Raw genomic sequence first — 20,662 nt, 5'->3', positions numbered from 1 at the left:
CTACCCAATGAGTGATGAAATACTATTTGAGAAAAAGAGTGGTCTTGGCCTGATTACACTGAATCGACCTAAGGCATTAAATGCCTTAAATTATTCAATGATTAAACTTTTGCATCAAACCCTCAAAATATGGGCAGATGACTCTGAGGTTTTAGCGGTATTGATACAAGGTGAAGGCGAGAAGGCTTTTTGTGCTGGGGGCGATATTCGTAGTATTTACGAAAGCATTACTTCTGGAGGTGATGAGCATGCCCACTTCTTTCGTGATGAATATGCGTTAAACGAATACATCTATACCTACCCAAAACCCTATATCGCCTTAATGAATGGCTATGTAATGGGCGGAGGAATGGGTATTTCTCAAGGCGCTGGCTTTAGAGTCGCCACTGAACGCTCTAAGATCTCGATGCCTGAAGTGGTGATCGGCTACTTTCCGGATGTCGGTGCGAGTCACTTTCTCTCCAAATGTCCTGGCAGTATCGGCGAGTATCTAGCACTCACAGGCGTTACGCTAGATGCTGAAGATGCCTTCTATGCCAATCTAGTAGATTGGATTTTGCCTGCCGAGAAAATTGGTAACTTCATTGAGCAACTCCAAAATCTGCAGGGGGATATTTCAGCATCATCACAGGTAGTCGATATTTTGCACAGCTTAGGTGGACGCAATACGCCAATCAATGCTGCACTTGCTGAAAAACACCCACTGATAGACAGTATTTTTTCTCTACCAAGGGTTGAGCAAGTGATTGCAAAATTAGAGCAAGTTGCGCCCAATGGCCCAGCCTGGTTAGCAGAAACTACCGAGTTGATGAAGAAGCGTTCACCCATTGCCATGGTTGGCGCTCTAGAAACGATTCATCGTGGTAAACATCTTTCTATTTCAGAGTGCTTTGGGATGGAGCTGGCTTTATCTGCTCGCTGGATTGAAGTGGGTGATTTTGTAGAGGGTATTCGAGCTTTGATTATTGATAAAGATAATTCTCCTCAATGGGCTTACACCCTTCCAGAACTGAATGAACAAAAAGTACAAAGCCTGTTTCCATTACTAAGCAAGTATTGATTATCAAAAAAGGATATTTCTATGGCATTTCTTGAACTTTCAGAGGAGCAGGTTATGGTTCAGGATATGGCAAGAGACTTTGCCAAAAATGAACTTGCACCTCATGGTGAGCGCTGGGACCATGAAGGCTGGATAGATGATGCCGTGATTGCCCAGATGGGTGAGTTGGGCCTATTGGGTATGGTTGTCCCGGAAGAATGGGGTGGCGCTAATGTAGACTATATTTCTTATGCTTTAGCGGTAGAAGAGATCTCTGCAGGCGATGGTGCAGTAGGGGCCATTATGAGTATTCATAACTCGGTTGGTTGCGGACCGATTCTCAAATATGGTAGCGAGGCACAAAAAGAAGCATGGCTTCATGAGTTGGCTTCAGGCAGAGCGATAGGATGTTTTTGTTTGACTGAGCCTCAAGCAGGGTCAGAAGCTAATAATTTGAAAACAAGAGCAGTACTTAAAGATGGTTCTTGGACTCTGAATGGTTCAAAGCAGTTTGTCAGTAATGGCAAGCGCGCAAAACTAGCCATTGTTTTTGCGGTAACAGATCCTGAGTTGGGAAAAAAAGGAATCTCCGCTTTTTTAGTTCCAACTGATACGCCAGGATTCATTGTTAATCGAGTGGAAAAGAAATTGGGTATTCGCGGCTCAGATACCTGTGCGATTACCTTAGATAATTGCGTGATTCCGGAAGAAAACATCTTAGGGCCACGCGGTAAGGGCCTTGCGATTGCCTTGTCTAATCTTGAGGGTGGCCGCATTGGTATCGCTGCGCAAGCTTTAGGTATTGCACGCGCTGCATTTGAGTCTGCCCTGAAATACTCTAAAGAGCGTATTCAATTTGGTGTTCCTTTAATTGATCATCCGCCAATCGCTCACTTTTTGGCAGATATGCATACTCAAATAAATGCAGCTCGGTTGCTTATTCTGCAGGCGGCGAGTATGAAAGAGCGTGGCTTACCTTGTTTATCAGAAGCTTCTCAAGCGAAATTATTTGCTTCAGAGATGTCTGAAGTAGTTTGTTCTAAAGCCATTCAGATTTATGGGGGGTATGGATATCTTGAAGACTACCCAGTTGAGCGTTATTACCGAGATGCTCGTATTACTCAAATTTATGAAGGTACTAGCGAAATCCAGCGCCTATTAATTGCCCGCACTTTGAAAGATGCGGATTTTTAAAGTAGTGATCGTGTCGGTCACCTAGTAGTATAGAAAATACCAACCCGACGGTTGGCATTATTTTCTTCATCTTAAGTTGCAGACAAGAGGCTGGCTATAAATTTAGCCTCTTCCTACAAACGGCATATTGGTAGCCATAATAGTCATCGAAAGAATATTGCTCTCGAGAGGAAGTTGGGCCATGTGCAAAACAGCCTGACCCACATGGTCTACATCCATTCGGGGCTCAACCTTAATCGACTGGTCAGCTTGCATGATGCCTGCTGCCATGCGTTCCGTCATTTCGGTTGCTGCGTTACCAATGTCAATTTGGCCACAAGCAATATTGAACGGACGGCCATCAAGTGAAATAGTTTTTGTTAGTCCACTAATGGCATGTTTAGTAGCGGTATAAGGTGCTGACATTGGGCGTGGAGCATGTGCAGAGATAGAGCCATTGTTAATAATTCTGCCGCCTTGCGGTGATTGCGCTTTCATCATGCGAATTGCTTCTTGTGAACACAGAAATGCACCTGACAAATTGGCATTGACGGCATCCATCCATTGTTCATATGTGAGGTCTTCCATGGGGATAGCAGGAGCACCAATACCGGCATTGTTAAATAGCACATCAATACGACCAAAACGCTCCTTAAGAGCTGCAAATAATTTCTTCACTTGCTCAGGCTTACCTACGTCACAGGCAAATGCAAAACAATTATCTTGATTGCCGCCAATAGTTTCCATCGCCTTTTGAAGCTTATCTAGATTGCGACCAGTTAATACGACTTGATAGCCACCTTGAAGTAGAGCCTTAGCAGCCGCCCTTCCAATGCCAACACCAGCTCCAGTAACCAAGGCTACTTTGTTATTTTTCTGACTCATTTCATTCTCTCTTAATTATGTCTCAACGGTCTCAATGATTTTATATTTTTTCTAAATAAGACGGTAAGTCTACGCTAAAAATAAAATCATGTTTTACGTGAACTTATTTTGGTAATGGTAAAGCAGTCTTATAACGTACCTGCTTTAGTGCGAAGCTAGACCGAATTTTTTCAATGCCAGAAATTGGCGTGAGTTGTTCTAGGATAAATTTCTCCAATGCAGCCATATCAGCTACAGCTACTCGAATGAGGTAATCACTATCGCCGGTCATGAGATAGCATTCCATGACCTCATCATGCTCAGAAATCCGCTGTTCAAATTCTGCCAAAGCTTCTTTAGATTGCTCCTTAAGACTGATTGAGATAAAGACATTCAAGCCAAGACCTAAAGACTTGGGGTCTGCGAGTGCAACGTAATTGCGAATGACTCCCTTATCTTTCAGTGCCTTGACGCGCATGAGGCAGGGGGAGGGTGATAAATGAACCCGTTTTGCTAGCTCTACATTGCTATGTGAGCTGTCATTTTGTAGTTCATTTAATATTTTGAGATCAATCGTATCTATCTTCATAAAATTCCATAAAAAGCTTATTTATAAGCATATTATGCTTATAAAAGCGTTTTATAGCCAATATTTAGCATCCTATTTGGCAAAAAATACTCCAAAATTAGCCTCATATTTATTACTATTAGGCATTGGAGCGGCTTTGGCGATTGAGATTCTTGTTCCCGATATAGGGGACTATCAAAACATCCCTGTGATTGAGGTATTGGTACAAGTGGGTGATCAGATTGAGAAAGAGCAATCTATTTTGACCTTGGAGTCCGATAAGGCAACTATGGATGTGCCGTCTTCTCATTCGGGAATCGTGAAAGAAATTAAGGTCAAGATTGGCGATCTACTTTCTCAAGGGAAGTCAGTCATCGTCCTGGAGGATGGCCTACCATCTGATGCTACAAGCAATGAATCTGAGCATATCTCGCAAAGCACTATTGAAGTCATCAATAAAGCAAAGACCAATGAACTCTTGACTATCGATGGGTCTCGAGCAGAGTCCTCTAAAGAAATCATTTCAAGTTTGGTCAGCAATGACCCTAATGATGAAAGTCGAGAAGCATGGGCAAGTCCTTCCGCGAGAAAGTTCGCCCGTGAATTTGGTGTGGATCTACAAAAAGTAAAAGGCAGTGGAATAAAAGGCCGGGTGACGAAAGAAGATATTCAGCTATTGATTAAAAGTACGATGTCCACTATTGGGGCCAATACTGAAAGGGCTTCCGCGGGAATTTCAGGAATGGATATCTTGCCTTGGCCAAAGGTGGACTTCAGCAAATTTGGCTCCATAGAGAGGGTCGCACGCTCGCGGATTCAGAAAGTATCGGCAGCCAATCTTGCTCGCAATTGGCTCATGATTCCAGCGGTAACTTATCACGATGATGCGGATATTACTGATCTGGAGAAATTCCGCAGCGACCTCAATAAAGAGGGTAAAAAAGATGCGGTGAAGATTACCCTGCTGGCTTTCCTAATTAAGGCAGCTGTAGCTGCCTTAAAGAAATACCCTACTTTCAATGCTTCACTTGATGGTGAGGAATTGATCCTTAAAAAATATTGCCATATTGGCTTTGCAGTCGATACCAATATTGGATTGGTGGTACCGGTGATTCGCAATGCGGATCAAAAAGGGATTTTAGAGATTGCTAAAGAAACCGCAGAACTTGCCCAATTAGCGCGTGACGGAAAGCTTAAGCCAGAGCAAATGCAGGGAGCTAGTTTTACGATCTCTTCCTTAGGGGGTATAGGGGGAACTTACTGTGCTCCCATCATTAACGCCCCAGAAGTGGCGATATTAGCCGTCAATAAGTCCGCCATAAAGCCCGTCTGGGATGGTGCCGAGTTTATTCCTCGCTTGATCTGTCCGTTATCCATGACTGCTGATCATCGTGTAATTGATGGCGCTTTAGCTACCCACTTCACTACTTATTTAGCTCAGCTTTTAGCTGATTTTCGCAAAGTGCTCTTGTGAGTGCAATGACTCGCATAGGAAATTCGAATGAACGCCCCTGACATAAAAAAATACTTTAATTCGGAACAACTTGATACGGATCCTACTGAAACTGCGGAGTGGACTGAGGCTTTTCAGGATTTGCTGGCTAATAGTGATAGTGAGCGCGCCAAATTTATATTAAATAACCTAGTTAAGCTTGCCAATAAAAATCAAATTAATTGGGTTCCTGATTTAGTAACGCCTTATATCAACTCCATTCCGGTTGATGAGCAACCTGAATTTCCTGGAGACTTAGCTACTGAAGAAAAGCTAGCATCTCTCATGCGATGGAATGCGCTTGCGATGGTGGCAAAAGCAAATGAAGCCTATGGAGAACTTGGCGGTCATATTGCTAGCTATGCAAGCGCTGCCGACTTATTTGAAGTTGGCTTTAACCACTTTTTCCGTGCTAGAACAGAGGGCGGTGATGTTAAAGATCGTGGCGATCTAGTGTTTTTTCAGCCTCATAGTGCGCCAGGAGTTTATGCACGCGCTTATCTCGAGGGCAGGTTAACTGAAAATGATCTTGCGCACTATCGACGTGAGATTACTGCGCCTGATTCAGGCGCGCGCGGTTTATCTAGTTACCCACACCCATGGCTCATGCCTGACTTTTGGCAGTTTCCAACGGGTTCAATGGGTATAGGTCCAATTAGCTCGATTTACCATGCGCGTTTTATGCGCTATCTGACTGATCGTCAATTATTGGATTGCACTACTCGTAAGGTATGGGGAGTATTCGGCGACGGTGAGATGGACGAGCCTGAGAGTATGAGCGCTCTTACATTGGCTTCCCGCGAAAAGTTGGATAACTTGGTTTGGGTGGTGAACTGCAACTTACAACGCTTAGACGGACCAGTTCGAGGTAACGGCCGAATTATTGATGAGCTTGAAAAGTTATTCCGTGGCTCGGGTTGGAATGTTATTAAATTGGTCTGGGGTAGTGACTGGGATGGACTCTTTGCAAGAGATACTACTGGCGCATTGGTGAAAGCTTTTGCTCAGACAGTTGATGGGCAGATGCAAACTTTTGCTGCAAAAGATGGGAGTTTTAATCGCAAAAACTTTTTCGGTCAAAACGAGGAATTGGCACGCCTAGCTCAAGGTATGACAGATGAGCAGATTGATAGATTAAAACGGGGTGGTCATGATTTAGTCAAAATCTATGCTGCATATCATGCGGCGGCTAATCACGTAGGACAACCGACAGTTATTTTGGCGCACACCAAAAAAGGATACGGTATGGGGAATGCAGGTCAAGGCAAGATGACCACTCATAGTCAGAAAAAGTTAGATGACGAAGCCTTAATTGAATATCGCAATCGCTTTAATTTGCCTCTGACTGACGAGCAAGCAACAAGCCTGACATTCTTTAGACCGGATGAGGACAGCGAGGAGCTTCAATATTTAAAACAACAACGCAATCAGTTGGGCGGACAGCTTCCTAAACGCTACTCTGATTGTGAGAAGTTAAATGTTCCTGATATTGAGTCTTACGCCGCATTTGCACTCAAGGCTGACGATAAAGAAATGTCCACCACCATGGCTTTTGTTCGCATGCTGGGTAATTTACTCAAAGATAAGACTTTGGGACCAAGAGTAGTGCCGATTGTTGCTGATGAAGCACGTACATTTGGTATGGCCAATTTATTTAAACAGGTTGGCATCTACTCCAGTGTTGGACAGCGCTATGAGCCAGAGGATATCGGCTCAGTCTTGAGTTATCGCGAAGCATTAGATGGTCAAATATTGGAAGAGGGCATTAGTGAGGCTGGTGCAATCGCCAGTTGGACTGCGGCTGCTACGAGTTATAGCGTTCACGGCATTGCGATGCTACCTTTTTATATTTATTACTCGATGTTTGGGTTTCAGCGAATTGGCGATGCCATTTGGGCTGCAGCCGATCAGCGGGCAAGAGGGTTCTTATTGGGAGCTACTTCAGGTAGGACTACTTTAGGTGGGGAAGGATTGCAGCATCAGGATGGTAGTAGCCAGCTAGTTGCCGCTACCATTCCTAATTGCAAAGCATATGACCCTGCATTTGCTGGCGAGCTAGCAGTGATAGTTGAACAAGGTATGCGAGATATGTTGGTAGAGCAAAAAGACTTGTTCTACTACATCACCTTAATGAATGAAAACTATGCTCAACCAGATTTACCTGCGGATGCTGCTGAAGGAGTTATTCGTGGAGCATACCGATTTAAAACTCTCATAGCTGAGAAGAGTGCAAAAGAGAATTGGGTGACTTTATTAGGTTCGGGCGCCATCATGACTGAAGTTTTAAAGTCTGCCGATTCTTTGGTAAAGCAGGGAATTAATGTTGATATTTATAGCGTAACTAGTTGGAGTGAACTGTCTAGAGATGGTAAATCTAAGGAGCAGGCAGCACACAGTCAAGGTGCCAAAGCAGAGCCATCCTATGTTCATCAGCTTTTGATGGAAAGTCATGGCCCTATCATCGCAGCTACTGACTATGTACATGCTGTTCCAGAAAGTATTCGTGCATACATTCCTGAAGGTAGGTCTTATATCACTTTAGGTACCGATGGCTTTGGAAGAAGCGATACTCGTGCTGCATTACGCGATTATTTTGGTGTTGATGCAGAGAGCATTAGCAGGGTATCTACTCAAGCCTTAAAGCAATAATTGAGAGAAGCTTCCCTTATGATGAGCTCACAATTTTTATTATTCAAATTATTGGAGATTTTGTAGATGTCCCTTATTCAGAAGTTGAAGGCGCGTGCTGCCAATAACAATCCTGTGCGTGTAGGTGTGATTGGAGCAGGCAAGTTTGGTTCGATGTATCTTTCCCAGGCACCTCGTACTCCCGGCATACATTTAGTAGCCGTTGCCGACTTATCTCCAGCGCGTGCAAAAGAATCATTGGCTCGTGTAGGTTGGGATACACCTCGTTATAGCGCTACATCAATGCAAGATGCTGCTAAATCAGGCGCTACTTTTGTGACTGATGATGCAGAAAAGATGATTGCTAGTGAGTACATCGACATCGTGATTGATGCTACCGGGAGTCCAGCTGCTGGTATTCGTCATGCATTGCTTTGTTTTGATCATCGCAAACATATCATTATGGTCAACGTAGAGGCTGACGTGTTGGCTGGCCCATTGTTAGCGCGTAAGGCAGCAGAGGCTGGGGTCATTTACTCCATGGCTTCTGGTGATCAACCAGCTCTCATTGCTGAACTAGTTGATTGGGCTAGAACGATTGGCCTTGAAGTAGTGTGCGCTGGTAAGGGCACTAAGTATTTGCCTATCTATCACCAGTCCACTCCAGATACTGTCTGGGGGCACTACGGATTTTCTGAAGAGCAGGTGGCTGGTGGCGACTTTAATGCACAAATGTTCAACTCATTCTTGGATGGCACTAAATCAGCGTTAGAAATGGCGGCAGTATCGAATGGTTGCGATTTAACGCCTCCAAGCAATGGCTTGGAATTTCCACCTTGCGGGGTTGATGATTTACCGCACATCTTTCGCCCCATATCTGAGGGTGGAATTCTGAAGCAAAAAGGAACTGTAGAGGTAGTCTCTTCAGTTGAAAGAGACGGTCGCCCAGTATTTAGAGATTTACGTTGGGGTGTATTTGCAGTGTTTGAGGCACCGAGCCAATATGTTATTGATTGCTTCTCGCAATATGGCTTAAAGACCGATAGCACTGGTAAATATGCAGCAATGTATAAGCCTTATCACCTTATAGGCTTAGAACTTGGTATCTCAGTTGCGAGTATTGCCGTACGTGGCGAAGCTACAGGCGCTACAGGTGATTGGAGGGGTGATGTGGTTGCCACCACTAAGCGTGCACTGAAAGCGGGCGAAAAATTAGATGGAGAGGGCGGTTTTACCGTTTACGGCAAACTCATGACAGCTGCTGATTCCTTAAAACTCGGCGCTCTACCAATTGGTCTGGCACACAACATGGCTCTGAAAAGAGATATTCCTGCGGGAAAACCAGTTTGCTGGAGTGATGTTGACTACGATGCCACTAAGCAAGCAATAGCGTTCCGTAGGGAAATGGAAACAGTATTTGGTAAATAGCATTCGTATTTTTAAGTTCGGGCTAGCGTTATCCCTAGCTTAAGAAGGTTTTTTGTTCTTGTAATACCTGTAATATGATTTTCACTAAAACTAGTAGCAAAGAAAGTTGTAATTAAAACAACATTAAATTAGGAGACAGTATGAAGATTCGTCATCACATTTATGTAGCAGCAATTGCTGCAATGCTTACAACAGGGGCTTATGCTGAAGACATTATTCTTGGAGTGCAAGGACCCTATACAGGAGGCTCATCTTCAATGGGCGTCAGTAATCGTGCCGGCATTCATATTGCAGTGAATGAAATCAATGCTGCAGGTGGAATAATCGGCAAGAAAATTGTCCTAGTTGAAAGGGATGATGAGGCGAAGAATGAGCGTGGCGTTCAAATTGCACAAGAATTTGTGAATAATGCAAAAGTTGTAGGGGTATTAGGGTTTGTTAATACCGGCGTGGTTTTAGCCTCTTCTCGCTTTTATCAGGATGCAAAAATTCCTGTAATAGGAATGCCATCAGGATCAGTTGTAACCCAACAATTTCCCAATGCTCCTGAGAATTATATTTTCCGTATTGCTGCGAGAGACAGCCTCCAAGCGCCAATGATCGCAAAGGAAGCCGTTGAAAAGCGAGGCTTCAAAAAGGTTGCCATTCTGGCTGACTCTACCAATTACGGCCAGTTAGGTCGTGAAGATATGGAAAAAGCATTAAAGGCATATGGCGTCACTCCAGTGGCAGTTGAGAAGTTCAATATTGGTGATGTGGATATGACCTCTCAATTGCTCTCTGCAAAGAGTGCTGGTGCAGAAGCCATTCTCACTTATGGAATTGGTCCTGAGTTAGCTCAGATTGCTAATGGTATGGCGAAATTGGGTTGGAAAAAACCCATGATTGGTAGCTGGACTTTGTCAATGTCTAGCTTTATCGATACAGCTGGTAAAAACGGTGACGGTGCGATCATGCCGCAGACTTTTATTCAGATTGGCAACACGCCTAAACGTAAAGCCTTTATTGATGCTTACTTAAAAGATTACAAGCCTAAAAACGGGTTAATGCCTTCCGCAGTTTCTGCTGCACAAGGTTACGACTCCGTATATATCTTGGCGGCAGCTATCAAACAAGCAAATAGCACCGATGGACCAAAAGTATTGGCTGCCTTACAAAACCTTAATGAGCCAGTTCCTGGCGTGATCACTACTTACGTGAAACCTTACAGCGCAACTGACCATGAGGCAATTGAAGCTAAAGATATTGTGATGGGTGTTATTGAAAATGGTCGCGTTCAATACCTCAATGCAGAGGATGCCAAAACTAAAAAGATGTAATGCTCTGAAATATACATGTATTGCTAGAAAGACGCCGCTCCTCAGCGGCGTCTTGCTTTTAATTATCAACAGAACAAACTATGACTATTCAATATATTCAAGCCAACAAACTCCAATTTGCCTATCAGGAATACGGAGATGGTCCGTTAGTTATTTTGCTGCATGGTTTTCCAGATATCGCCACCACTTGGAGTCATCAGGTGCCTGCGCTTGTTGCTCAGGGATATCGAGTGGTAACACCTTATTTGCGTGGTTATACCCCCACTGAAATTCCTGAAGGTGGGTTTTATGACAAAGCTACTTTGGTGGAAGATATTGCGGGTCTGATCAAAGGGCTTTCTGGCGGTAAGCCAGTTCATCTCGTTGGGCAAGACTGGGGTGCAATCATTGCTTACGCGGTATTGGCCGCATATCCTGAATTAATTTCTCGAGCAGTTGTCATGGCAGTGCCGCATCCAGGCCAGGTGACCGAAAGCCTGGTGAATCCAAAGCATATTCATCGATCATTTCATTGGTGGTTCTTTCAGCTACCAGATTTGCCAGAGAAGGCCATCTTAGCGAATGATCAAGCATTCATTGATTACCTATGGGCGTATTGGACAATTCCAAGTCATCGTGATGAGGAGCATATTGTTGCAGTGAAGGAAACATTAGAAAAACCTAGGGTACTGTCAGCAACTTTGGCTTATTACCGTGCAATGTTTGATGTCTCTAAAGCAGATCCTGCTTTGACGGCTGTAAGAGAAAAAATGACTCGTCTAATTCAGGTACCAACATTGGCACTTTGCGGTCGTGAGGATCTGCGAGCAGAACTCATGCTCGAGCAGTCACAGTATTTCACTAATGAATATGAATTCAAGCTCGTAGACAATGCAGGACATTTTTTGCATCGCGAACAACCCGAGGCAGTAACTCGGCTGATTATTGACTGGCTTAAGAGGTAATGCCTAAACCTTATTGGGATCCTCTATGCCTGTAGAGCGATGATTCCAGATTAGCCAGATACCTGATGCAGCAATGAGAATCATGCCAACCACGCTTAGTCTATCTGGCAGCTGTCCAAAAATGAGGTAGCCATAACCTACCGCCCAAATCAATTGCAAAAAGACTAGGGGGGTGAGTTTGTATGGGCGCATTTGATAGAAGGCCAGCACGACAAGTAAGTGGGCAAGACCGCCTAAGAAGCCTAACAATCCAAATAAAACATATTCGTATACAGGCAAAGTCGGTAGTGGATCGGAATAAGGAAGCAAGGCGGTAGAGACAATGAGGCCAACGATGCCACTGTAAAAAAACGTGGTGTATGCCGAATCCCGGATGAGCTTTCGGGTATAGAGCTGAAAGATCGCATTGAGAAATGCCATCATCACAAGCAACAAAGCTGCCAAATGAAAAATTGCAGATCCTGGTCTGGCAATAAAAAGGATTCCTAAGAATCCAATTCCAGCGACCAACCATTCCTTTAAACCAACACGCTCACCCAGCATTGGGCCCGATAGAATTGCTACCCAAATTGGCGCAGTAAAGGTAATTGAGGATGCTTCTGCTAATGGCAACCAATTAAGCCCCGCAAAAAATAAAGTGGCAGAGGCAACTAATAAACAGGATCTAAATAGCTGTAGACCCAAATGATGGGTGCGCCAAAAATCTTTGCCTAGGAAATACCATGCAATTGGAGCTGCGAGTAATAGCTGACCAAAAAATCGAGACCATACTACTGCAATGAGATTGGTATCTTGAACGAGAATCTTGGCGATGGCATCTACAGTAGAAAAACAAATCCCACTCAAGATAAACAAGAAGATTGGTGAATTCACTCTGTAACTACCCCTGCCTTAGCGCAAATCCATTCTTTAAATAACTTAATTTTTTGATTGTTCTTGGTGTTTGACCTAAAAGATAAAAAATGGGTTCTATCCATCGTTGGCAAAAAAACGCCTGCGCCAATTTCTACTAATTCACCACGCGACATCTCTTTTTCTGCAAAGCGAGTGCTTTCCAGTACGACCCCAATGCCATCTACAGCGGCAGATACCGAGAGAGCCGCACGATCAAAGGCGATTTTTCTAGTAGAAAGATTCTTGAGGTGATTCATCTCGAACCACTGCTCCCAACTATGGTGATTGAGCGAAGACTCGATAAGCGTTAATTTGCTCATCAATTCTTCAACCGGAATACTGGGGTCAATGATTTCGGGTGAGCAAAGCGGCGCAATTTTTTCTTCTCCCAAGGAGAGAGAGGTAATCCCAGGGCCTTCATGGGAAAATTGATAAGAGATTGCAATATCAATCTCTTGATTACGCAATAAATCAACGTAGTCTGCACCCGAGGTTAGGCGAATAGTGATATCGGGATTATCTTTAATGAATTCGGGCAATCTTGGGCTTAACCACTTTGCCGCAAAACTAGGCGAACAATGCAAGGCAAGCACTTGTGAACTAGGCGCCAGGGTGACTTCATTACAAGCCGCTTCAATTACATCAAATACTCTTGAGAGTGAATCTAGTAGTCGTCGTCCCTCTGCCGTTGGTTCTACTCTGCGGTTCTGACGCAAAAACAATGGTTTACCAAAATACTCTTCAAGCTCGCGAATCTGATGGCTGATAGCAGACTGGGTTAGGTGCAACTCTTTTGCCGCAAGCGTAAAGCTTTCTAGGCGCGCTGCGGCCTCAAAAGCCCTTAATAAGACATAATTTGGAATTTTTCTCATGTAAATAAAGTATATATGATTTATATTCATGTATATATGAATAGTTATCGTTTGTCAAAACGTTCAGAAAAGCCCATGATGGCTGTTAATTTGTGAGTTGATATAGACGCTCACTCTAAATGCATATTTACTAAGAAGAGGAATGATCATGGCTGAAGTAATGGAGAAAGCGCGCAAATTGGATTTGGGCGGAAGAGAGTCCATTTATCAACCAGAAGATGAAAATCTCATCTTTCCTTATCAGCCTAAATTCAAAAGCTTTGCTGAAGAGCGTCAACACCTCAAAGAGCGCTTGGTTGCTGCATGTCGTGCGTTTGCTTTGGAAAAATTTGATTATGGATTTGCGGGACATTTAACTGTACGCGACCCAGAGCATCCTCATCTTTATTGGACGAACCCCATGGCCGTGCACTTTGACCAAGTTAAGGTGTCCAATCTCATTTTGGCGGATCATGAAGGTAATATTTTAGAAGGGAAGCATGCATTAAATCGCGCAGGCTTTGTATTGCACGCAGCAGTACATGAAAAGCATCCCGATATTGTGGCGATGTGCCATGCCCATACTGTTTATGGAACCGCATTTGCTGCTCTTGGTAAGCCATTGGATCCAATCTCTCAAGATGCAGCGGCATTTTATGAGGACCATATGGTCCTGTCTGAACAAGCAGGACAAGTTGCTGTTGAAGATAATTCAGGTTACAACGTTGCAGGATCATTGAAAAAAGTGAAGGCGATTATTCACCGTAATCATGGCTTGTTAACAGTAAGCCGTCACAGTATCGAGGCTGCCGCGTTTTGGTTTATCGCTTTAGAGCGTTGCTGCAAACAACAGATGATTGTTGAAGCTACTGGCATTAAGCCTAATATGCTTAGTCCTGAGGTGGCCCGCTACAGTCGTGAACACGTTGGTAGTGAATATATTGGGTGGCTTCATTTCCAGCCAATCTGGGGTTATTTAAAAGAAAACCAGCCGGATATGTTTGCTTAAAAACTGTGCAAGAGTCGATAAAAAATCCCAGTTATGCTGGGATTTTTTAATGGTTCGTTAGAACTTCGCTCAGTTGATGAATCAGATTTTTTCTAGCTCGCATTGCATGCAATTCTGAAAGTTCTGCAGCTTTTTTTTCATCCCCATTTTTAATGGCATCAGCAATTGCTTGGTGTTCATCCCAAATAGCTGATCGTTGTGATGATTGCAATACAGCCCCCATGACTCTGCGTAGATGAACCCAGTGTAAGTGCGCGCTTTTTGCAATTAGTGGATTTTCAGAAGCTTCATAAATAGCGCTATGAAAGGCCATGTCAGCATCAATTAAGGCCTTAACATTGCCTTTCTCTGAAATGGCGCGCCCGTTCTTAATTAGGGCAGGGTCAATAATGCATTTCTTTTGGGCTGCTAGTTTTGCAGCTAGAGAATCGAGTGCGCCACGTATTTCATATAACTTATCAATCCATTCAATATTTAATGCTGTAACTTGCAAGCCCCTTCCGGGAGCATCTTCCACAAAACCATCATTTTTTAGCATTCTGAGTGCTTGCAGAACGGGCAAGCGCGAGACATTCATTTGCTCAGCAATTTCTTCCTGAGTAATGCGAGTCCCTGGCGGTAGTGAGCCGTCACTAATCGCGTCAAGTAAGGCCTTGTACACCGCCTCGACATAGTCTGTTCTAGCGGGAAGTTTGTTTAGTTGAGAAAGCATTAATTTGGGGTTTAAAGGTTCTTAATAGGCGAGTTTTACACAGTGCATGCATTTAAAAAGCATTATATACTCTGTATACAGTATACGGAATACATAGAATAGTCAAAAAACAGGAGACCCTAGTAATGACGATTAAGCAAGAGCAAGCGGAAAAGAAGGTTGGTGCAACAGCTGGAACAACAGCAAGCCCCAAGAAATTAGTGCCATTTGGTGGTTACTACACCAACAAAGTTCCTGGCCATGATCCAGAATTGACTGAAGTTGGCCCCGGTACTCCAATGGGTGAGTACATGCGTGGTTTCTGGCATCCCGTTTGCATGTCAATTGAGCTTACTGATACACCAAGGTTTTTGACGATCTTAGGCGAAGAGTTAGTAGCATTTCGCGATGGCAGCGGTAGCGTTGGTGTATTGCATGCACATTGTGTACATCGCGGTGCTTCACTTGAGTATGGTTTGATTCAAGAGCACGGAATTAAGTGTTGCTACCACGGCATGGTGTTTGACGTTGATGGTACTTGCCTTAATGCGCCCTTCCCAAAAGGTGAAGAAGCTGAGGCTGAAAAATACGCTTGCTCAATTCAGCAGGGTGCATATAAAGCTTTTGAAAAAAATGGTTTGGTCTTTGCTTACATGGGTGCTCCAGATAAAGAGCCGCCATTCCCGGAGTGGGAGTCAGACTTTACTGTTGCAGAAGGTGACGAGTTAGTTCCTTATAGCAATTTCCAACACTGCAATTGGTTGCAAGTGCAAGATAATGCAGCAGATAATTTCCACACAGCTGAATTGCATGCCGCCAAAAACGTGGTGGGTGGACACTATCAGGGCACTACGTTTGATGAAGTGGGCGCCCCAACAATGGAGGTGCACCCTGATATGCAATTCGTGCCGATCCACGGCGGTCGTGGCCTTGCTTGCTCAGGTGCGCGCCGTGTAAACAACGAAAAATTATTTATTCGTGTTCAGCATCAAGTGCTACCAAACTTAAGTTTGCATGCATATACGTCTGAAGATGGTTCAAACAAAAAATTATTCAGTCGCTTCCATATTATTCGTTGGACTGTTCCAGTCGATGACTTTAATAGCAAGATGATTGGTTGGCGTGTCATGGGTCCTGGTATTGATACTCGTGGTATTGGTCAAAAAGAGCTAGTAGGCTATGAGTCCATTGACTTTTTAGATGGTCAGGTTGCATTACGAAGGGCTGAGCGCTTTGGCAATCACACGATTAACGATATCGTGGAGATTCCTGCTGATCACAGATCAAGGCCTAATTACAAGATGGCCCAATATGCGCCTGGTGACTATGAGGCAATTATTAGTCAACGGCCCATTGCTGTTCATGCGTTAGAGAACCCTACTAAATTTGATGCGGGCCCATACCTCTTTAGAAAAATGTTGCGTGATGCCGTGCGTGGATCTAATCCAGCAGCTAGTGCAGAGGCATTTTCTGAGTGGCTAAAAGATTTCGGTGGAGCGCCAAATAGCTACTGTTCTGGAAATGTATTTGAATTACCTATTGCCGCAACAACTGAAGAAGAAATTGCGCAAAGACGCTTTGTTGCTAAAGGAGTGATTGCTATCCTCACGGAGAGTGAGCAGTACAAAGGCAAAGAGCGCATTGAGTTTGTTAAGAGCAAGATGGAAGAGCTTGAGCAGACTGCAAAAGCACAATTTAAGCATTAATCAAAGTATTGGAAGGGATAGATTGGGCTTGCAGCCTATCTCTTTTTATGGAGCGAGACAAAAAAGTGACTGACAATAAATTACTTCACTTAAAAATAAAACAAATCCGCCAAGAAGCTAGTGGAATTCATTCCTATGAACTAGTTTCTGAGGATGGAAAAGCATTGCCATCTTTTGATGCAGGTTCACATATTGATTTACATTTACCTTCGGGTAGTATCCGCCAATACTCTTTAAGCAACGATCCTGCTGAAACCCATCGTTATGTAGTCGGTATATTGCGAGATGAGCAAGGCCGTGGCGGATCAAAAGAAGTTCATCAGGCGCTCAGGGTGGGTGATTTTCTTGCTGTAAGCCGCCCTCGCAATCATTTTCATTTGGATGAGTCTGCGAAAAAAGTTATTTTGTTGGCGGGGGGAATTGGAATCACCCCCTTAAAGTCGATGGGGCATCGCCTCAAGTCTTTGGGGATTCCCTTTGAATTACATTACTGCGCACGTGCCCAAGAAAATATTGCATTTCCGCAAGATCTCCAGAATTTATCTGATTCAGGGGAAATTCAGTTTCATTTAGATGACGGTATTCCTGGAAATGGATTGAATATTTCTGAAATGATTGAGGATCTCGAGTCTGGGGCACATTTGTACTATTGTGGACCGGCTGGATTTATGAAGGCATGCGCTCAAGCTGCAACAAAACGCAGCGATATTCACGTGAATTGTGAGCACTTTAAAGCCCCAGAAAAAGAGGCTGGCCAAACCGAAGTTAAATCAGATGTTAGTGAATTGGCGATTCAAATTCAGAGCACTGGTCAAAAAATAACGCTTTCGCGCTCAGAATCCTTGATTGATGTTTTGGCTAAATTGGGCGTTGAGGTTTCAACTTCCTGTCAATCTGGCTTATGTGGAACCTGTAAAACTCGCTATATCAGCGGTGATGTGGAGCATGGCGACTGTATTTTGAGTGATGCGGAGCATACAGAGTATTTAACGCCATGCATCTCCCATATCAAAAGTGGAACATTGGTTCTCGATTTATAAACTACATTTTTAATAGACTTTAATCCTTTGTCAAAATATCAAAAGATCTATGTATTAGGTGCAGGCGCAGTGGGTTGCTTTTTTGGAGGCATGCTCGCTCGTGCAAAGCATGATGTCACTCTGATTGCTAGAGTTGATCGCGCAGAGGCGATCAATGAATTGGGTTTGGAAATGGACTGCAAGTCATTTCAAGAAGTCATCAAAGTGAAGGCAAGTAGCGATCTTTCTCTACTAAGAGATGCCGATCTCGTCCTGTTGAGTGTGAAATCTCCGGATACAGAAAAAACAATTCAAGATATTGCTTCTGTATTACCAAGTCATGCAGTTATATTGAGTTTGCAAAATGGAGTGGCTAATACTCAGATTGCATCCGGTCTCATTTCCAATCCAATATATCCAGCAGTGGTCTATGTAGCAGCGGGGATGAATGGTCATAGAACCATGAAACATCATGGGCGTGGAGAGCTTTTGGTGGGCAGTCTTCAGGAGATAACACCGCCCGACCAAGAAAAGCTCGCTGGTATTTGCGCATTATTCGAGAGCTCAGGGATACCTTGTGCGATTACCGCTCAAATTAAAAGGGATATGTGGCTCAAGTTTTTGGTGAATTGCAGCTACAACGGAATTTCTGGAATTGGACAAATTACCTATGGTGAGATGGTGCGGGTACCGGAGATTATTCAACAGATTGATGGTATTACCCATGAATTTATCAAGATTGCTGCTTTAGAGGGGGTTCTGATTTCAGAAGCTGAGGGCAGAGAAGCAAATGAATTGATCGCATCGACCATGGTAACGCAGCGCTCTTCGACTGCTCAAGATCTTGCCAGGGGCAAAAAAACAGAGATTGATTTTCTCAATGGCTATATTGTGCAGCTCGCTAAAAAATATGGTGTTGAAGTGCCGTATAACCAATCAGTCTATGCTTTGATAAAGATGCTAGAACGAGCTCAACATAACTAATCCCGCTTGTTATGACATCGCTGAAAGGTACAATTTAGACTCTACAGTTTATGCAAACAAGGTATTGGATTAATAACAATCATTAATTTCCAAGAGATAAAGTATTCAAATATGAATAACAAGGATTCAAACAAACGTCATGTTGCCGTTGTCACTGGTGGTGCTCGCGGAATTGGTTTAGGAATAGGCAAATGGTTTTTGCGCCATGGATATCAAGTTGCCTTGCTCGACATTGATAAAGTTACTCTCGATAAAACAATGCAATCTATTGGCTCTGAAGATGTTATTGGCATTCATTGCGATGTGTCTAAGCCACAAGAGGTTGAAAAAGCATCTCAAGAGGTATTGGCTCAATTTGGTCATGTAGACGCACTGGTCAATAACGCAGGAGTTGCTGTATTTAAGCCGGTATTGGAAACCTCATTTGATGAATGGCGCACAGTTCTTGGAACCAACTTAGATGGCGCATTTATTTGTTCACAAGTATTTGGGCGATCAATTGTTCAAAACGGTGGGGGCGCGATTGTGAACATCGCTTCTATATCAGGTTTGCGAGCTAGCACCCTCAGGGTTGCTTATGGCACCAGTAAAGCTGCATTGATTCAATTGACAAAACAATACGCTGTGGAGTTAGGTAATCTCAATGTACGTGTCAATGTCATTGCCCCAGGCCCAGTTGAGACTGAAATGGCAAAGCTAGTTCATAGCGTGGCCATCCGGACGGATTATTACGACGCCATTCCCCTGGGTCGCTACGGCACCGTAGAAGAAATGGCGAATACAGTCGGCTTTTTATGTAGCGAGCAAGCCGCTTTTATTAATGGGCAAGTAATCGCAGTGGATGGAGGCTTTGAGGCAACTGGGGTTGGCTTGCCTACCCTGCGCCGCAATGGGGCGCCCGCTAAGGCCTATTAATTTGGTGTTTTCCCTTGATTTTGGCTTATTAATTAAAATTGAGCGGTATATTAAGCACCAGAATGAATAGCTAAGATCTTTGCTATTTAAAAAATAAAAAATGAATAGATTAAATGGAGATGAAATGACATACACAAGACGTGACTTTATGAAGCATGCGGGTATTGCAGCATTACCTTTGGTAGCTGGCAACGCGTTTGCACAAACTGCAGAGTTCAATATGAAATTTGGTAGTAATTTACCTGCTACCCATCCATTGAATATTCATGCATATAAGATGGCCTCAAAAATTAAAGTGGAAACAAAGGGTCGCGTCGATATTCAAGTTTTTCCTTACAACCAATTGGGTAACGATACCGATATGTTGTCTCAGTTGCGTTCAGGCGCTTTAGACTTCATGACTTTATCTCCATTGATCTTGGGTTCACTTGTGCCGCAAGCTCAGATCAACGGTGTAGGCTTTGCCTTCAAAGATTACAAACAAGTATGGGCCGCAATGGATGGTGAATTAGGTGCTTATGTTCGCCGTCAAATCGCCAACACAGGAACCATTTTTGCTTTCGATAAGATTTGGGATAACGGTTATCGTGAAGTGACTAATAGCGTTCGCCCAATCAACAAGCCAGATGATTTAAAAGGTATTAAGTTACGTACGCCTCCTGGCCCGATGTGGGTTTCTTTATTTAAGGCCTTGGGTGCAGCTCCAACCCCATTGAATTTTGCAGAGGTGTATTCAGCACTTCAGTCAAAAGTGGTAGATGGACAAGAGAATCCTCTGGCGATTATTTATACCGCCAAACTTTATGAAGTTCAAAAATATTGCTCTATGACCAATCATATGTGGGATGGCTATTGGTTTATGGGTAATAAGAAGTTATTTGAACAATTGCCGCCAGATCTACAAGTAATCGTTACCCGTAACGTGGCGGAGTCAGCGGTCCTGCAGCGTGCCGATGTTCGTAAGATGAATGATGGCTTGCAATCTGAATTGAAGGCTAAGGGCATGGCGGTGAACGATACCAATCCAGACCCTTTCCGTGAAAAACTTCGTCAAGCTGGTTTTTATTCCGAATGGAAGGCTAAATTTGGCGATGAGGCATGGTCTCTACTTGAAAAATATGTAGGCAAGTTAGCGTGA

Annotated in this window: 18 protein-coding genes; 13 read left to right on the top strand and 5 right to left on the bottom strand. The window is 43.7% G+C overall.

What is annotated here, in order from left to right:
- Nucleotides 1–7: 7 nt before the first annotated feature.
- Nucleotides 8–1,060 carry an enoyl-CoA hydratase/isomerase family protein gene (locus tag PNUC_RS08120; protein ID WP_011903393.1) on the top strand — a complete coding sequence of 351 codons (1,053 nt, stop codon included), beginning with the start codon at nucleotides 8–10 and terminating at the stop codon, nucleotides 1,058–1,060.
- A gap of 21 nt (nucleotides 1,061–1,081) precedes the next feature.
- Nucleotides 1,082–2,233 carry an acyl-CoA dehydrogenase family protein gene (locus tag PNUC_RS08115; RefSeq protein WP_011903392.1) on the top strand — a complete coding sequence of 384 codons (1,152 nt, stop codon included), beginning with the start codon at nucleotides 1,082–1,084 and terminating at the stop codon, nucleotides 2,231–2,233.
- 102 nt (nucleotides 2,234–2,335) lie between these two features.
- Here PNUC_RS08115 and PNUC_RS08110 read toward each other — a convergent pair whose 3' ends face one another.
- Together PNUC_RS08110 and PNUC_RS08105 are read right to left on the bottom strand one after the other, a co-directional pair.
- Nucleotides 2,336–3,097, bottom strand: a complete 762-nt coding sequence (locus PNUC_RS08110; protein WP_011903391.1) for an SDR family oxidoreductase — start codon at nucleotides 3,095–3,097, stop codon at nucleotides 2,336–2,338.
- 103 nt (nucleotides 3,098–3,200) lie between these two features.
- Nucleotides 3,201–3,665 (bottom strand): Lrp/AsnC family transcriptional regulator, encoded by a 465-nt coding sequence (locus tag PNUC_RS08105; protein ID WP_011903390.1) that lies wholly within the window; start codon nucleotides 3,663–3,665, stop codon nucleotides 3,201–3,203.
- A gap of 34 nt (nucleotides 3,666–3,699) precedes the next feature.
- Between PNUC_RS08105 and aceF the strand changes: the two genes are divergently transcribed.
- The 5 genes from aceF (at nucleotide 3,700) to PNUC_RS08080 (ending at nucleotide 11,455) form a co-directional block, all read left to right on the top strand.
- Nucleotides 3,700–5,118: a dihydrolipoyllysine-residue acetyltransferase gene (gene aceF, locus PNUC_RS08100; protein ID WP_011903389.1), complete on the top strand. Its 1,419-nt coding sequence runs from the start codon at nucleotides 3,700–3,702 to the stop codon at nucleotides 5,116–5,118.
- 27 nt (nucleotides 5,119–5,145) lie between these two features.
- Nucleotides 5,146–7,785, top strand: coding sequence for an alpha-ketoglutarate dehydrogenase (gene mdeB, locus PNUC_RS08095; protein ID WP_011903388.1), 2,640 nt, complete (start codon nucleotides 5,146–5,148; stop codon nucleotides 7,783–7,785).
- Between the two features lie 66 nt (nucleotides 7,786–7,851).
- A complete protein-coding gene (locus PNUC_RS08090; RefSeq protein ID WP_011903387.1) occupies nucleotides 7,852–9,192 on the top strand; it encodes an NAD(P)H-dependent oxidoreductase in 1,341 nt (446 codons plus the stop codon).
- Nucleotides 9,193–9,332: 140 nt separating this feature from the next.
- Nucleotides 9,333–10,511, top strand: a complete 1,179-nt coding sequence (locus PNUC_RS08085; protein ID WP_011903386.1) for an ABC transporter substrate-binding protein — start codon at nucleotides 9,333–9,335, stop codon at nucleotides 10,509–10,511.
- Nucleotides 10,512–10,591: 80 nt separating this feature from the next.
- A complete protein-coding gene (locus PNUC_RS08080; protein WP_011903385.1) occupies nucleotides 10,592–11,455 on the top strand; it encodes an alpha/beta fold hydrolase in 864 nt (287 codons plus the stop codon).
- Nucleotides 11,456–11,458: 3 nt separating this feature from the next.
- Here PNUC_RS08080 and PNUC_RS08075 read toward each other — a convergent pair whose 3' ends face one another.
- Entirely contained in the window at nucleotides 11,459–12,328 is an 870-nt protein-coding gene (locus PNUC_RS08075) for a DMT family transporter (protein WP_011903384.1), read from the bottom strand.
- Nucleotides 12,325–13,221, bottom strand: coding sequence for a LysR substrate-binding domain-containing protein (locus tag PNUC_RS08070; protein WP_143070074.1), 897 nt, complete (start codon nucleotides 13,219–13,221; stop codon nucleotides 12,325–12,327). The genes PNUC_RS08075 and PNUC_RS08070 overlap by 4 nt, the downstream gene beginning before the upstream one ends.
- Before the next feature lie 148 nt (nucleotides 13,222–13,369).
- Here PNUC_RS08070 and PNUC_RS08065 point away from each other — a divergent pair, with 148 nt between their 5' ends.
- On the top strand, nucleotides 13,370–14,209 hold the full coding sequence (locus PNUC_RS08065) for a class II aldolase/adducin family protein (protein WP_011903382.1): 840 nt from the start codon (nucleotides 13,370–13,372) through the stop codon (nucleotides 14,207–14,209).
- 46 nt (nucleotides 14,210–14,255) lie between these two features.
- On the opposite strand, the gene PNUC_RS08060 is transcribed toward PNUC_RS08065, so the two are convergent.
- Nucleotides 14,256–14,921: a GntR family transcriptional regulator gene (locus tag PNUC_RS08060; protein ID WP_011903381.1), complete on the bottom strand. Its 666-nt coding sequence runs from the start codon at nucleotides 14,919–14,921 to the stop codon at nucleotides 14,256–14,258.
- 125 nt (nucleotides 14,922–15,046) lie between these two features.
- Here PNUC_RS08060 and PNUC_RS08055 point away from each other — a divergent pair, with 125 nt between their 5' ends.
- The 5 genes from PNUC_RS08055 (at nucleotide 15,047) to PNUC_RS08035 (ending at nucleotide 20,662) form a co-directional block, all read left to right on the top strand.
- Entirely contained in the window at nucleotides 15,047–16,606 is a 1,560-nt protein-coding gene (locus PNUC_RS08055) for a Rieske 2Fe-2S domain-containing protein (protein WP_011903380.1), read from the top strand.
- Nucleotides 16,607–16,671: 65 nt separating this feature from the next.
- A complete protein-coding gene (locus tag PNUC_RS08050) occupies nucleotides 16,672–17,646 on the top strand; it encodes a PDR/VanB family oxidoreductase (RefSeq protein WP_223245977.1) in 975 nt (324 codons plus the stop codon).
- 27 nt (nucleotides 17,647–17,673) lie between these two features.
- The gene (locus tag PNUC_RS08045) at nucleotides 17,674–18,609 is read left to right on the top strand and encodes a ketopantoate reductase family protein (RefSeq protein WP_011903378.1); all 936 of its coding nucleotides are present in this window, start codon (nucleotides 17,674–17,676) and stop codon (nucleotides 18,607–18,609) included.
- Nucleotides 18,610–18,720: 111 nt separating this feature from the next.
- Nucleotides 18,721–19,524: an SDR family NAD(P)-dependent oxidoreductase gene (locus PNUC_RS08040; protein WP_011903377.1), complete on the top strand. Its 804-nt coding sequence runs from the start codon at nucleotides 18,721–18,723 to the stop codon at nucleotides 19,522–19,524.
- Between the two features lie 124 nt (nucleotides 19,525–19,648).
- Nucleotides 19,649–20,662, top strand: a complete 1,014-nt coding sequence (locus PNUC_RS08035) for a TRAP transporter substrate-binding protein (protein ID WP_011903376.1) — start codon at nucleotides 19,649–19,651, stop codon at nucleotides 20,660–20,662.

Origin of the sequence: Polynucleobacter asymbioticus QLW-P1DMWA-1, assembly GCF_000016345.1 — a bacterium.
Taxonomy (GTDB): Bacteria; Pseudomonadota; Gammaproteobacteria; order Burkholderiales; family Burkholderiaceae; genus Polynucleobacter; species Polynucleobacter asymbioticus.
This window is presented reverse-complemented; position numbering and strand designations above follow the sequence as displayed.

Coding starts and splice junctions, on each gene's coding strand:
- PNUC_RS08065 (WP_011903382.1), top strand. CDS start 13,370: ATGGCTGAAGTAATGGAGAAAGCGCGCAAATTGGATTTGGGCGGAAGA.
- mdeB (WP_011903388.1), top strand. CDS start 5,146: ATGAACGCCCCTGACATAAAAAAATACTTTAATTCGGAACAACTTGAT.
- PNUC_RS08070 (WP_143070074.1), bottom strand. CDS start 13,221: ATGAGAAAAATTCCAAATTATGTCTTATTAAGGGCTTTTGAGGCCGCA.
- PNUC_RS08080 (WP_011903385.1), top strand. CDS start 10,592: ATGACTATTCAATATATTCAAGCCAACAAACTCCAATTTGCCTATCAG.
- PNUC_RS08035 (WP_011903376.1), top strand. CDS start 19,649: ATGACATACACAAGACGTGACTTTATGAAGCATGCGGGTATTGCAGCA.
- PNUC_RS08110 (WP_011903391.1), bottom strand. CDS start 3,097: ATGAGTCAGAAAAATAACAAAGTAGCCTTGGTTACTGGAGCTGGTGTT.
- PNUC_RS08090 (WP_011903387.1), top strand. CDS start 7,852: ATGTCCCTTATTCAGAAGTTGAAGGCGCGTGCTGCCAATAACAATCCT.
- aceF (WP_011903389.1), top strand. CDS start 3,700: ATGCTTATAAAAGCGTTTTATAGCCAATATTTAGCATCCTATTTGGCA.
- PNUC_RS08040 (WP_011903377.1), top strand. CDS start 18,721: ATGAATAACAAGGATTCAAACAAACGTCATGTTGCCGTTGTCACTGGT.
- PNUC_RS08085 (WP_011903386.1), top strand. CDS start 9,333: ATGAAGATTCGTCATCACATTTATGTAGCAGCAATTGCTGCAATGCTT.
- PNUC_RS08060 (WP_011903381.1), bottom strand. CDS start 14,921: ATGCTTTCTCAACTAAACAAACTTCCCGCTAGAACAGACTATGTCGAG.
- PNUC_RS08105 (WP_011903390.1), bottom strand. CDS start 3,665: ATGAAGATAGATACGATTGATCTCAAAATATTAAATGAACTACAAAAT.
- PNUC_RS08055 (WP_011903380.1), top strand. CDS start 15,047: ATGACGATTAAGCAAGAGCAAGCGGAAAAGAAGGTTGGTGCAACAGCT.
- PNUC_RS08120 (WP_011903393.1), top strand. CDS start 8: ATGAGTGATGAAATACTATTTGAGAAAAAGAGTGGTCTTGGCCTGATT.
- PNUC_RS08115 (WP_011903392.1), top strand. CDS start 1,082: ATGGCATTTCTTGAACTTTCAGAGGAGCAGGTTATGGTTCAGGATATG.